The 14,023-nt window shown below is 39.1% G+C and carries 8 protein-coding genes, 1 tRNA gene and 1 pseudogene; 4 read left to right on the forward strand and 6 right to left on the reverse strand.

From position 1 onward, the window contains the following. The first annotated feature begins 9 nt into the window (after nt 1-9). The 4 genes from IPK31_21605 (at nt 10) to IPK31_21620 (ending at nt 2,389) form a co-directional block, all read left to right on the forward strand. Nucleotides 10-1,158, forward strand: coding sequence for a HAMP domain-containing histidine kinase (locus tag IPK31_21605; GenBank protein ID MBK8090283.1), 1,149 nt, complete (start codon nt 10-12; stop codon nt 1,156-1,158). 139 nt (nt 1,159-1,297) lie between these two features. Beyond that, nucleotides 1,298-1,381, forward strand: a tRNA-Leu gene (locus IPK31_21610). A gap of 123 nt (nt 1,382-1,504) precedes the next feature. Further along, the gene (locus IPK31_21615) at nt 1,505-1,909 is read left to right on the forward strand and encodes a DUF1801 domain-containing protein (GenBank protein MBK8090284.1); all 405 of its coding nucleotides are present in this window, start codon (nt 1,505-1,507) and stop codon (nt 1,907-1,909) included. Nucleotides 1,910-1,921: 12 nt separating this feature from the next. Then, the gene (locus tag IPK31_21620; GenBank protein ID MBK8090285.1) at nt 1,922-2,389 is read left to right on the forward strand and encodes an SRPBCC family protein; all 468 of its coding nucleotides are present in this window, start codon (nt 1,922-1,924) and stop codon (nt 2,387-2,389) included. A gap of 75 nt (nt 2,390-2,464) precedes the next feature. Here the strand turns inward: IPK31_21620 and IPK31_21625 are convergent, their stop codons facing one another. The 6 genes and pseudogenes from IPK31_21625 to IPK31_21650 all read right to left on the reverse strand — a co-directional run bounded on the left by IPK31_21625 (nt 2,465) and on the right by IPK31_21650 (nt 14,013). Beyond that, nucleotides 2,465-3,415 carry a glycoside hydrolase family 5 protein gene (locus IPK31_21625; GenBank protein MBK8090286.1) on the reverse strand — a complete coding sequence of 317 codons (951 nt, stop codon included), beginning with the start codon at nt 3,413-3,415 and terminating at the stop codon, nt 2,465-2,467. After that, on the reverse strand, nt 3,412-4,536 hold the full coding sequence (locus IPK31_21630) for a beta-mannosidase (GenBank protein MBK8090287.1): 1,125 nt from the start codon (nt 4,534-4,536) through the stop codon (nt 3,412-3,414). Before IPK31_21630 ends, IPK31_21625 begins: the two co-directional genes overlap by 4 nt. 4 nt (nt 4,537-4,540) lie before the next feature. After that, nucleotides 4,541-6,518 (reverse strand): annotated as a pseudogene (locus IPK31_21635) (glycoside hydrolase family 97 protein). A gap of 29 nt (nt 6,519-6,547) precedes the next feature. Further along, complete coding sequence (locus IPK31_21640; protein MBK8090288.1) at nt 6,548-9,445, reverse strand: DUF4982 domain-containing protein; 2,898 nt, start codon at nt 9,443-9,445, stop codon at nt 6,548-6,550. Nucleotides 9,446-9,524: 79 nt separating this feature from the next. After that, nucleotides 9,525-11,054 carry a TolB family protein gene (locus IPK31_21645; protein MBK8090289.1) on the reverse strand — a complete coding sequence of 510 codons (1,530 nt, stop codon included), beginning with the start codon at nt 11,052-11,054 and terminating at the stop codon, nt 9,525-9,527. A 97-nt stretch (nt 11,055-11,151) separates the two neighbouring features. Then, nucleotides 11,152-14,013: a DUF5110 domain-containing protein gene (locus IPK31_21650; protein ID MBK8090290.1), complete on the reverse strand. Its 2,862-nt coding sequence runs from the start codon at nt 14,011-14,013 to the stop codon at nt 11,152-11,154. Nucleotides 14,014-14,023 lie beyond the last annotated feature (10 nt).

The raw sequence follows: 14,023 nt of genomic DNA on the forward strand, positions 1-14,023 counted from the left end.
ATTAGGCGCATGCTTTTTCAATATTTTAACTGGCGTACACTTTTAGCACTGATTGCTATTGGTATTGTTACAGGAACCATCTTTTATTCCAATTACCTGGCAACACAAATTGCAAAAGATGAACGGGTGAAAGTGGAGCAATGGGTGGAAGCCGGGAAATTCCTGATCAATGCACCGGTTGATGCGGATACTAAACTGCCTTCCCTGATCCGCAACGAGCAGAAATCGATCCCGATTATTGAAACAGATGAGAAAGACAGCATCGTCAGTTTTATCAATATTGATTCAGCAAAAGCAGCAGCTGACAAAGATTATGTAAAGAAAAAACTGAAATTGTTTAAAACACAAAATACCCCGATCATTCTTGAAGTAAATAAAGAACCGCTGCTCATTAATAAATATTATTACGGTCATTCGCAGCTGCTGCTGCAGGTACAGTACTACCCCATTGTGCAATTATTTATTGTGGCTTTGTTTATCCTCATCACTCTTTTTTCACTGCAGGCAAGAAACAAATCAACACAAAACCAGGTATGGGCAGGTATGGCCAAGGAAACAGCACACCAGTTGGGCACGCCTGTTACTTCTTTACAGGGTTGGGTTGAAATGCTGAAAGAAAATGCCGGTAATGAACAGATAGCCACCGAAATTGAAAAAGATGTGAAACGGTTAAGGCTTGTAAGCGACCGTTTTGGAAAAATTGGCAGCACACCACAGCTTGAACCAAACAATGTGGTGAGGCAGGTGGAAGAAATGGTGGAGTATATCCGCAAGCGTACAACCGAAAAAGTACATCTCGAAGTAAAAAGGGCACAGGCCGATATGATTGCTTCTATTTCACCTCCCCTGTTCGACTGGGTAATTGAAAACTTATTAAAGAATGCACTGGATGCAATGGATGGCAAAGGCTCGATTACTGTTGAGATGACGGAAGAAGAACGTACCATCATTATTGATGTAACCGATACGGGCAAGGGAATTGCCTTTCAAAATATCAGCCGTGTATTTAAGCCGGGCTTCACCACCAAAAAACGTGGATGGGGATTAGGACTTTCGCTGAGTAAACGAATTATTGAACAGTATCACAAGGGCCAGCTGTATGTAAAAGAGTCGGAGTTGGGCAAAGGCACTACTTTCAGGATTGTGTTGAAGAAATAGCTGCAAGCCACCCGCTGCAAGCTGCGAGCAATACAACATCCTAATTTATTTTACCTTTTTTGGTTCTTAAAATAAATTTGACGGGGTGCGGCAGGCATTTTACATTTGCTGCCCGCAAGACATGGTGTTGAACCTGCCTGCCCGGGTGTTGAAATTGGTAGACAAGCCACTTTGAGGTGGTGGTGTTCGAAAGGACGTGCTGGTTCGAATCCAGTCCCGGGCACGAGTAAAACTGAGAAGTCCTGATAGTGAAAGCTATCAGGACTTCTCAGTTTTTGGCATTAACTTCATCGTCAGTTTTTCAACTGGCTTCTCTGCCAAGCTCACAATCATTAAACTATCTCATATGGGAAAATTAGCAGAAATTAAAACGAAGCAAACTTCTTCCAGTGTAGAAGCTTTCATTGAAAGTATCTCCGATGAACAAAAGCGTAAAGACAGTTATGTGATCCTTCAACTGATGGAAAAAGCTACCAAGGAAAAGCCCAAAATGTGGGGCAGTTCAATGATCGGTTTTGGGAATGTAAGATATAAGAGTCCTACCAGCGGCAGAGAAGTAGACTGGTTCAAAATTGGTTTTGCTCCACGCAAAGCTAATTTATCCTTACACCTGATTGATCTGACAAGACAGGCCGATGCATTGACTAAATTAGGTAAACACAAAACGGGCATGGGTTGTGTTTATATCAATAAACTGGAGGACGTTGATATAAAAGTGCTGGAAAAAATGATCATCGCAGCAGCGAAATAAAATAATATACAAATGCAATCAGAAATTATCTCAACAACACCTGACTGTGAAATTCGAAGTACAAGAATTGTCAATTTTCCAAGAGAGCTTGTTTATACTGCATGGACCGATCCAAACCATTTAAAAAACTGGTGGGGACCAGCCGGATTTTCAAATACTTTTAATGAATTTGACTTTCGGGTAGGCGGAAAATGGCGTTTTATCATGCATGGGCCGGACAAAGGAAACTATCACAATGAATGTGAATTTATAGAAATAGACAACCCGGCTTTGATTGCATGGAAACGTTATTCGAAACCAATTTTCCAGGTAGTTGCAGCATTTGAAGAAACAGCTGCAGATAAAACAAACATCATTTTCAGAATGCTTTTTACTTCAGCAGATGAGTGCAGCAAGGTGAAAAAATTTGCAGTTGATAAAAACGAAGAAAATTTCGACCGGCTTGAAGTTGAATTAGCAAAAATGTCTTCATTGAAATAAAACACATTTACACAATACACACAAAGGCAATTCATTTTGAATTGCCTTTTGTGCTATAAATTTCTGACTTGTTTTTTACTTATAGTTTTTCAAAAACTGCTGTGTAACCCTTCCCCATTCTTTTACATCTTCCAGTTTCCATCCTCCTTTTGATGCAGCTGATGGATTTAAGATTGAGCAGGTTTCTTTTTTATCAGAAACAGACCATGCAACCCAGCTCAGTTTCCGCTCATTCATCCAGTCAACAAATGCTTTCCATTCTGTCTGATCAATTGGTCCATCACCGCTTGCTTCCATTCCTGCACATTCAGAAACAAAAATGGGTAAGCCCTTCTGGATAGCTTCATCTGTACGGTCACGCAGCCATTTTTTATGTGTGCCGGCATAAAAGTGCATGGTGTACATAAGGTTGTCGAAACCTTTAATGGGATCTGCAGCAGGTAAATGAATATCCTGATCCCATTTAGGTGAACCAACCAAAATAATATTATCCGGATCATTGGCACGGATCACTTTAATCAACTCTTCAGAATATGCTTTTACTTCGGCCCATGTTTCATAATCAGGTTCATTAAATAATTCATAGATGACATGGGGATTACTGCCGTATTTTTTTGACATTAATGCAAAAAACTCTAGGGCTTCTTTGAGATGTATATTATGATCGTGCCAGTCGATGATTACATATACATTTTCTTTGATGCAGGCATCAATTACATTGGTCATTAACTCAACTGAACGTGCAGGACTTTTTAAATAACCACTGTCGTTCAGTTCAATACCCATTGAAGCACGGATAACTGTGCTGCGCCAATCAGTAACCAATGTATGCACGGCCCCTTTATTATAAAACCGTGGCCAGAGATTATGCCAGCCAAAACTCATTCCATGTAATACAACAGGATTACCATGATCATCAACTAACTGTGTTCCTTTTACTTTTAACTGTCCATATGTTTTTACCGGTTGTGATTTACCGGCAAAACAAATTGAGCTTAAAAGAATAATCAAGAGTAATTTTTTCATCGTTTATATATTTTTTTCAGATCCTTTTCAAACAGTGTATATGGATCGTTATGAAATTGAAGAAAATTTTGTTCTGAAACATGCCCCGGGAAGGGTGCATAATAATGTGTCGGGCTTTTGCTGTCGTTCCGCCACACCAGTACATAACACAACTTTAGTTTACTTCGTTGCAGTGTTGCCAGCAGTTTATCTGTCCACCAGTCAGTATCAGGAATTGACTCAAGGCCTGTTTCGGTAAAGGCAGCAAGCTTCCTTGATTTGATGGCGAAATCAGAAACGATCTTTAATTTCTGATAACCGGAATCGAGATTGTATTTCCCATAGCGGCCAAAATTGCCGTAGTTATCCATGCCAACCATATCAACATATGTATTACCCGGATAACGTTCCAGGTATTCTTCTTCCGTTGTAAATGTATTATCAGGCGAAAATGCATAAATGAAATTATGCACCTGCAATGAATCACGCAGGTAAGTAACTGTAAAACGCCAGAGGGTTTTAAACTCATCAACCGTACAATGACTTTTACCCCACCAGAACCAGTCACCATCAAATTCGTGATAAGGACGAAAGATCATTGGGACAGCCTTTCCATCATTGCCTTTCACTGATTTTGCCAGCTCAGCAATTGTTCTGAGAATCGTTTTATACTGCTCATGATGCGTTCCACCCGGAACAATATTTTTTACAGCAGCAGCAACGGCTGAATCATTCCAGTAGAAAGATGTTGGGGTAACAGGATTATTAAAATGCCAGGAAACAGTTGTTACTCCTCCCCTGTTGTAAGTATCTGCAATATTTTTACGCAGAGAAGCTTTTTCTTTTTCAATCATATTCTCAGGCCGGCCTGATAAACCGCTGAAGTCAACACCAATTACTGCAGGATGTGAACCTGTTACTGATTTTACATCACTTCTGTTTTCATCACCAACCCATCCATGCCCGTATTGAGTTGCATGCTGATGACCGAACAGGATATACTTTTGTGAAAGCTTATGTAAATTATTAAACAATGCTTTTGTTTCTTTTGTTGCCAACGGATCAATCAACTGTATTTTCTTTTGGGAAAAAGAAGCAGTTGAAAAACCAAGCACTACTAAGAAAGAAAGTATCAGTTTCATGTTTTTACTTTTTTGTTATACGCATTGCAAAACCACCGCCGGGAGCAAGATAGATCTTCATTTTTGTTGAGACAGTAATGCTGCTGGTTACTTTTTTATAATCTGTTGCATCCCTGTCGGCATTTAACCCATCAGCAAAAACAACTGCTTCATAATTTCCCCTCACCTAAAAAAAGAAAAATCAATTGTAAGATCCCTTTCATTCCAGTTGGTCATTGCACCCACATACCAGCTGTTTTCTTTTTTCCGGGCTATTGCAACATACTCTCCCAATTTTCCATCCAACGCAACTGTTTCATCAAATACAGTAGGTACACCTGCAATAAAATCTGTACACTCCTGTTCTTTCATATATGCAGTGGGGTTATCGGCCAGCATTTGTAAAGGTGCTTCAAATATTACATACATGGCCAACTGGTGACAACGTGTACCCTGACTCATGGGCAGTGAATGCAGCGGCCTGAAATATGGTTTGGTTGCATTCCGCATGGCACCGGGTGTATAATCCATTGGCCCTGCAATCATACGGATGAAAGGAATCATTACATCATATTCCGGCACATCATCATTGGGTGTCCATTTATTATTCTCCAATCCTTTCACTCCTTCAAAATTTACTACGTTGGGATAAGTTCTTTGTAAACCTGTTGGTTTAAACATACCATGATAGTCGATGATGAGTTTATACTCTGCAGCTTTTTTGCAATGGCAAACAAAGATGAAACCATTGGCTGATCATCCCTGTCCATAAAATCAATCTTAAAACCTTTTACACCCATGGCTGCATACTTACTGAAAGCTTCGTCCATTTTTTGATCAACTGCATACCAGCCGGCCCATAAAATGACCCCTACATTTTTTTGTTTACCATAGTCAATGATCTCTTTTAAATTCATTTTGCCTGATACTTTCATGAGATCCAAGTCATCGCTCCATCCTTCATCAAGAATGATGTATTCTAATTTATTGGCAGCAGCAAAATCGACATAGTACTTATAAGTTTCGGTGTTAATTCCTGCTCTGAAATCAACATGAGAAATATTCCAGTCATTCCACCAGTCCCATGCAACTTTGCCCGGCTTTATCCAACTCTCATCTGCAATTCGGGAAGGGGCAGATAATTTTTGTACCATATCATTATTGAGTAAAGCAGCATCATTATCACTGATAACAACTGCACGCCATGGAAAATTTCTGTTTCCATTTACTTTAGCAATATAATCAGCTCTTTTACTTACCATCGTATTCAGTTTGTTGTAGCCTCCCTGGAAAAACTCCAGTGGATAAGGAGCAAATACTCCTTTCAATCCATTGTTTGAATTACTGTTTACAAACATGCCCGGGTAATCTTCCAGGTCTGCTTCTAAAATAACTGCTTTCTTTTTCCCCTCATTAATCAGTACAGGTAAAAAGCCAATCGTATCTGTATATACTTTTGAAACAGTTTGTTTTGTGTACAATGCTTCGTACGACTGAATGTATTGTTCTGTACCACGCAGGTCACGCACATAAGGAATAAGTGTTGCATAGTCTTCATTAAAATTAAACTCAGCCTGTTCTGAAAAAACAGTGATCATCCCTTTTTTCTTTGTGAAAAAACGATAAGCAACTCCATCATTGTATGCCCTTACAATAATTCCATAATCAGACTTGCATGTAATTGTAAGCTGGTTATACTGATCAATCACCGATTTCTTTTTATACAACAGTGTATTAAAGGAAGTATTAACAGAAACCGTCTTTACTGAAATCACTTTTACGTTGCGACCCAATACTTCGCCATTATCTATTGTAAGTGAAATGATGGATGGCGCAATAATAAGATCAGCTTCATGTTTTACTGACCAGCTCAATGCAGTACCGGCTTCGATTGTTACATCAATCTTGTTGTCGGGTGATGTAACATGATATACTTTTTGCTGCTGAGCAAGCAGGGTTACTGAACTGAATACTGATACCAGTATGATGATTACCTTTTTCATAAGCGATAAATACTAATTTGTTCCTTGAATTAATTCCCTTTTACAGCAGGTCTTGCATCTGCCTGCACAGCCTGTATTCTAATTTCACCATGCTTCAATCCGTTTGCAGTTGCAGTTACAATAATTTCACCCGGCTCACCGGTTGACTGAACAATAACCTGTGCAAGTCCGCTAAATAATTTTCGTTTCCATTGTGCCGGTGGAAAAACCATCTGTATAATTCCCGGATCCTGGTTCACATTTTCCCAATCAAATTTTTTCAACAAAGGAGTTGCCACAATGGAGATGCTGTTATTACATGCATGCAGTTCGGCTGTATTTAACCTGTACCCTTCTTTATTACTTTCTTTAAAATTTGCGGCAATTTCTTTCCCATTAATATAAACAGATTGTTCCTTTCCGATATTTTTATAATATAGAGTAATGATTGCTTCTTTATAATTAGCAGGAAGTGTAAATGTTCCCCTGTATACAAGTGCTTTCACTGATTCACCGAATTTTTCAGTGCGATCATCTGTAAAAGCAGGCTTCCAGTCGGCATCATTTACAGTTGCTGCCGTTTCATTTCTGCTGTTGAGATCAGGTACAGCCTTTTCTTTCAGGTTCGTGATTTTTGAGGTTGTAATCGTTTCAATATATTTATCCGGTTCAAGAGAAGTGGGATCACCATTCCCGACTCCAATAATTTGTCCGGGACCAGAGACAGAAAACTGTATTTCATCATTTGCAGTTGGCACCTGCAGATTATTCCTGTCATTCACGGCAACTGTTATAATGGAGATATCTTCTTTATCAGCTTTAATTGTTGGCTGCTGCGCATTGAGCTGAATACTTACCGGCTGATCGGTTGTTTTCACTGTCTCTGTTATCAGCTTCTTTCCATTCGTATATCCAATTGCACTCAATGCTCCTGCTGAATATTTTACTTTCCATTCAAGATGTCCGTTTTTTGGCATCTGCTTTTTTCCCAACACTTTTTTATTGAGAAATAATTCCACTTCGTCACAATTGCTGTAAACCCATACATCTATTTCTTGTCCTTCTTTTCCTTTCCAGCTTGCCTGTCCGGCAGGCAGGTTCCAGTGAGGTAAAATATGCAGAGTCGGTTCATCTGTCCACCATGATTTAAGATAGTACACATTGTCTTTTGCAAATCCGCATTGATCCAACATGCCGAAATAGGAACCGGTGGAAGGAAACCCGAAAGGAGTTGGCTCGCCACGGTAATCAAAGCCCGTCCAGATAAACATGCCTGCTAAATAATCCCTGGCTGCATAATGTTTCCATCCGTCTTCAATACTGTAAAAATTTGGATATGGTTTTTTATCGTAAGCTGCAATCAATTGTTTTTTCTGATCATCAAAATAAACACCTCTTGTTGCACGGGTGCTGCCTTCTTCTGTTCCCCAGCTGGGCTGATTGGGAAATTCTGCATGATGTTCATCGGTATTAATCTGACCGATATAATTATAGCCCATCACATCAATTACATTGGAAATTCCTTTTCTCCATCCGCCACTTACTGCTGCTGTTATAAATCTTGTACTGTCAATTGATTTTGCAAATGCCTGCATTGATGATGCAATGCTTGCACCCAATTCATTCCCTTCTATTCCCCATTCTTCATTACCAATACTCCAGCTGATAATACTTGGATGATTCCTGTCACGAAGCATGAGCCGCTTCAAATATTCATAATGTGTGGATGTAACACCCATTAAACGGTTTTCATCAATCACTAACATTCCCAACCTGTCGCATGCATCCAGTAACTCAGGTGTTGGTGGATTGTGTGAACAGCGGTATGCATTCACCCCAAACTCTTTTAATTTTTTTATTCTGTAATCCTGTAAAGCATCAGGTAAAGCAACACCAACTCCTGCATGATCCTGATGATTATTGGTGCCATGAATTTTTACAGGCTTCCCGTTCAGGAAAAAGCCTTTTGCTGCATTGAAAGAAATGGTGCGTATTCCAAATGTTGTTTCATAATGATCAATGATATGCCCGTCTTCTATAACATCTGTACTCAGTTTGTATAAGTAAGGTGTTTCAAGCGACCATAATACAGGATTTGAAACAGGTATGCTTACTGAAATATCTTTTTGCTGATAAGAAGAAAAACTGATTTGTTTACTGCTTGTATTTGCAACTGGCTTTCCTTCTGCATTAAGTATTGTCTGAACAATATCAACAGTTTTGTTTTTCAGTGATTCATTGATCAACGTTACCTGTGCCGAAACATCTGCTGCATTGTTCTTAACCGTTGCTGTAACAAAACTTCCATCTGTTGCCACATGTAAAGGCGAAATCTTATTGAGCCACACGTGCCTGTAAATTCCTGCACCTTCATAAAACCATCCTTCTTCCATTGTTGCATCAACTCTTACAGCAATCACATTTTCACCACCATAATTCAGGTACTCAGAAATATTGTATTCAAATCCTGTATAGCCGCTTGGTTCTGTTCCCAAATAAAAACCATTCACCCACACAATAGAATTACGAAACACGCCATCAAATGCAATGCTGATATGTTTTCCTTTATCAGTTGCCGGGATTTGAAATGCTTTACGATACCAGCCAATACTTGCATCTGGAAAATTTCTGCCGATTGCTTTAAATCCATGACTTGCATTTGTGTTACTGCTGAATGGCTGTTCAACTGCCCAATCGTGCGGTACATTTAATTTTCGCCAGGAACGGTCGTCAAAGTTTGCTGCTGCTGCACCATCACCATAACTGGCTTTGGTGAGATAAGAAAAGTAGCTGGTGCCGTTATCAAAATCTTTTTTGGTATCAAACGGATGACCAAATGCAAAGCGCCAGTCAAAATCCATGAGAAGATGCTCTCTTGGTGAAAACATTTCGCTTTTACTTTGAGAATAAGCGTATCCTGTGCTTATTATAAGTATTACTGCAAACATTATCAATTTCCGATTCTTTATCATTCTATGGTTATACACTTTCGTTACTTAAATTCTTATTCATTTATTTTCAATTGCATCATTTAATTGATCCGTTGTTACTTACAAATGCAATTCTCTTACTATCCGGGCTCCAGCTCGGCGTATTGATTGTTCCCTGTCCGCCATACAAATAAGCAATAACTTTTGGCGCACCACCACTAACTGGCATTAACCGCAACATGACTCTTTTGTAAAACGGATGATCCGTTGGGTCGATTGTATTGGGGAAAGATAAAAAAGCAATCCATTTATTATCGGGACTGATATGAGCAAACCAGTTGTTATACTCATCAAAGGTTAATTGTGTTTGTTCACTGCCATCAGTTTTCATTCGCCATAACTGCATTGTTCCGCTGATGGTACAATTGTAATAAATGTATTTTCCATCGGGTGAATACTCTGGCCCATCAGCTAACCCTTTTGTGAGATTTGTAAGTTGTACTTCCGCACCACCATTAATTGGTTTTTTATAAATATTATATACAGAGCTTTTCAAAATCCGTTGTGCAGTGTAAACAACATCCTTCCCGTCTTTACTCCAGCCATGCAGATAAGATGGAGTACTGTCGGTAACTATTTTTGGTTCTCCACCAGTTAATGGCAAATAATAAACAGTGCTTCCTCCACCAGACATGCCATCCCTGTGTGATGAGATTCCAAGCATTTTTCCATCAAAAGAAATTACATGATCATTATTATTCCTTTTTGCATTTCCAGTATTCAATACAGTTGGTTTACCCCCGGTCAAGGGTAAGGTATAAATACTGCCACCCTGGTTAAACAGTAAACTGTTTCCATCAGGCATCCAGTTCGGAGCTTCAAATCTTCCTTTATCTTCATAGATTACTTTTCGTTTACCATCAAATACATTCATAATTTCCATTCTGCTGCCCAGTATCCCATCCGTATATCCATTATGTGTATCAGGTACAGTTTGTTCAATACGTACATTCCATGCCTCACCCTCTTCCAGCACATCCGGATTATGGCTGCACATAAAAATTCCAGCGAGTACTTCATCGGGCATTTCAACAGCATCTGTTCTTCCAATTTCCTGCAAAGGTTCTCCGGGATGTGCAACACGCATGATGAATACTTTCCCCAGCCTCTCAAGTTGTACGATTTCTGTTTCATTCTTTTTTGTGAAAATTTCATCCTGCGGGTCACGCATATGAGCTCCACGCATTCTGCGCCATTGCATAGCAATCATTCCATCACCATGTACAGTTGCTGTCATGTGTGCAGCATCATCGCCTTCACTGGCTCTCACCATCCATCCAATTTTGCGATGAGGATCAACGCCCTTACCAATCAGTTTAAAATTAGCAGTAAGTATAAAGTCGCCTTTGATTTTATTGTATGCATAGTGAAACTCATCTCTTCCAAACCAGATATTATAACCGGCACCTTTGAGATGATAGCTTTGCTCAGAGACATTAAACGCTGCGGCTCCTTTTAATTTCGGATTACCAATATCAGCATGATTACTGAAATCGCCTACTGGATTTTGAGCCATAGAAATAGTTGCATTTAAAAGTAAACCGATGATGATAATTAGTTTATTCATATCAAGTTATTTTAGCTGCTTATCTTTCATTACACTATAAGGTCTGGTTTCATGATCTCAGGCTTTCGTTAATAATCCATATTCAGAAGCTTCCAGACTATTTTAAAGTCACAACTAACTTCCTGCCCGAATATTTTACTGTTTTATCAGTCTTGCTTTCGAAATTCATTACACCAGGTTTTTCTTTACTGATCCATACAATTTTAAATGTCCTGTTTTTCAGCTTTCCGTTAAAGCTTCCTGTTCTGTCACTTATTGTCAGTGTACCTGTCCCTTCATCGTAAGAAAAAACAATTTGAGAGAAAGCTCCCTTCTCATAATTGTAGTTGAGATTCTCATCTTCATACAGTGTAAAAGAAGCATCCTTTCCAGTGTAAACAAATAAAGTAATGGGATCGGCAGACTTTTCACTTGTATACTGTAACTCTGGCCCAACAGGAATGATTGATCCTTCCTTTATATACAAGGGTAATGTTTCGTAAGGAGCATCTGCTGTGATTGTTTGTCCACCTTCCAGGAATTTACCTGTATAGAAATCATACCACCCATTTGCATTTGGCAAATACACTTCACGGTTTCTTTTTTCATACTCATACACAGGGTTGACAAGAATTGAGGGGCCGAACATAAACTGATCAGCAATATTTTTTACTTTTTCATCTGTACCAAAATCCATTGGCAGGCCACGCATGATGGTATAATTATCGTGGTATGTTTTTCCAACTAAAGAATAGATGTATGGCATCAACCGGTAACGCAGCTTATTATAATAGAGCATGCTTTTGTATGCAGGATGATCATCGGGTGCTATATTATAAATTTCACGGTAAGGAAACTGACCATGTACCCTGAATATCGGACAGAACACACCATACTGATACCAGCGTGTTGTCTGCTCCCTCCACTCATCTAAATCTTTTCCTTTTGCATTTTCATATCTTGGCTCAACTGCAAAACCACCAATATCAGTTGTCCAGTAAGGCATACCCGACATACTGAAATTCAACCCTGCAGGAATTTGATTTTTAAAATCTTCCCAGCGGCTTCCAATATCACCGCTCCATGTTACTGCTGCATAGCGTTGCAGGCTAGCATATGCTGACCTTGTAAGAATAAATACTCTTTTGCTGCTATCAGCTTTTCGTTGGCCTTCATAAACACCCTGTGCATTGACCAGTGAAAAGGCATTGAAGTTTTTCGTTGATGAACCGAAATAATTTGGTCCGCTGAATTCTTTTCGTTGCTGCGGTGAAAGGTTACTGGTAACATCAGGTTCCGTTGCATCCATCCACCATGCATCTATTCCTTTTGAAAAAAGGCTTGTATTCATCATATCCCAAAACATCTTTCTGGCACCGGGGTGATAAGGATCGTAAAAACTTGATAAATATCCTTTGCCAATCCAATCCCTTTGCCTGTTCGCCACGTTACGTTTATAAATCCATCCGCTATCATTTAGTTTTTTATAGTTAGGGATTCCTTCATAAAATTTTGCCCATACCGAAATCATCAGCTGTGTCTTGTACTTTTCATGTAAAGTTTTTATCATTCCTGCAGCATCCGGGAAACGGGTTTTGTCAAATTCATGACTGCCCCATTTATCTTCTTCCCAATAACTCCAGTCAAGTACAATATTATCAATCGGGATCTTGCGCTTCCGGAATTCTGCAACCGTGTTAATAATTTCATCCTGTGTTTTATAACGTTCCCTGCTTTGCCAGAAGCCCATTGCCCATTTCGGCATCATGGTTGCTTTACCTGTGAGTTCCCTGTATCCACTGATCACTTCATCGATATTATTTCCTTTGATGAAATAATAATTGATCTGATCACCTGCTTCTGATTCAAATGCAAATTCATTTTTTTCATTACCCTGCAACGGTTTTAACCAATGACAGGAAATAAATGATTCACCTGATGTTGGATCCCATTCAATTTTAAACGAATGCTTTGTTCCTTTTTCCAGGTTGATCCTGATCAACTCTGTACCGGGGTTCCATCCCTGTCTCCATCGGTTTGCTAAAAGTTTTCCATCGATATAAATTTTTGCATATCCGGCTGAACGTATATTAAAAATATGTTCACCGCTGAATCCGCTTTGAATAAAACCTTCCCATGTAACAGTCACTTTTTCGAGTATCACAGCATCAGGAAGATTTCTAAGTGAAGGGATATAACTGTAATCAATTAATGATTCAGGTCTCGTGGTTACAACTTTTGAAGGATCCTTTTTATCATAGTAGGTTGCCGTTAACCAACCCTGATCACCTTCTTTTGAAAAGAGTTTTAATGTTGACAACTGTTCATACTCCCTTGTATCAATTGATTTGGTAATGGAATTATTGTCCCACAGTATTCCATAGTTCTTACTGGAGGTCATAAAAGGAACAGCCACTTCTGTATTATACTGTGAAAGTAATACCTGTGTTCCTTTATAATTAAATACGCCTGCCTGGTGCTGTCCAAGTCCATACAATGCTTCTTTCTCATCGCCGGCAAATGCCTGACGGATGATATAGGATTGCTCACCATCCAGCGTTGTTCCTGTAAATGATTTGCCTCCTCCTTTTGTTTCCTGTAAAATTATTTTTCCTTCTTTATCTGTAAAACTAATTTCACCCGTAACAGCTGAGATATTTACATTCACAGCTTTTGTTGATAAAACAATCAAACCATCTGCTTCTTTCACATCCCAGTTTACAGCTGGTCTTACTATTTCTACAACCATCAGACTTTTATCAGAAAAAAATGAATCTGCCGGGCTTGCGGTTATGTGCAGGATATGATCTGAAACTACCTGCACTTTCAACATCTTCACACTGCTTCGTGCAGGAGATTTTATTTTTACGATAATACCATCATTGAGTTTAACATAATTCTGTTGTGCTGCTGTATTATTAGTTGCAAAAATAAAGGCACAGAAAAAAAGAATGATGGCAGGTAACCATTTCGTACGCATATTAACCGGT

It is taken from the genome of Chitinophagaceae bacterium (genome assembly GCA_016713085.1).
In the GTDB taxonomy this organism is placed as follows: Bacteria; Bacteroidota; Bacteroidia; order Chitinophagales; family Chitinophagaceae; genus Lacibacter.

Bases quoted from the DNA above. Each gene is read 5' to 3' on its own strand.
- IPK31_21630 (MBK8090287.1), bottom strand. From the start codon at position 4,536: ATGAAACTGATACTTTCTTTCTTAGTAGTGCTTGGTTTTTCAACTGCT.
- IPK31_21605 (MBK8090283.1), top strand. From the start codon at position 10: ATGCTTTTTCAATATTTTAACTGGCGTACACTTTTAGCACTGATTGCT.
- IPK31_21640 (MBK8090288.1), bottom strand. From the start codon at position 9,445: ATGTTTGCAGTAATACTTATAATAAGCACAGGATACGCTTATTCTCAA.
- IPK31_21650 (MBK8090290.1), bottom strand. From the start codon at position 14,013: ATGCGTACGAAATGGTTACCTGCCATCATTCTTTTTTTCTGTGCCTTT.
- IPK31_21620 (MBK8090285.1), top strand. From the start codon at position 1,922: ATGCAATCAGAAATTATCTCAACAACACCTGACTGTGAAATTCGAAGT.
- IPK31_21625 (MBK8090286.1), bottom strand. From the start codon at position 3,415: ATGAAAAAATTACTCTTGATTATTCTTTTAAGCTCAATTTGTTTTGCC.
- IPK31_21615 (MBK8090284.1), top strand. From the start codon at position 1,505: ATGGGAAAATTAGCAGAAATTAAAACGAAGCAAACTTCTTCCAGTGTA.
- IPK31_21645 (MBK8090289.1), bottom strand. From the start codon at position 11,054: ATGAATAAACTAATTATCATCATCGGTTTACTTTTAAATGCAACTATT.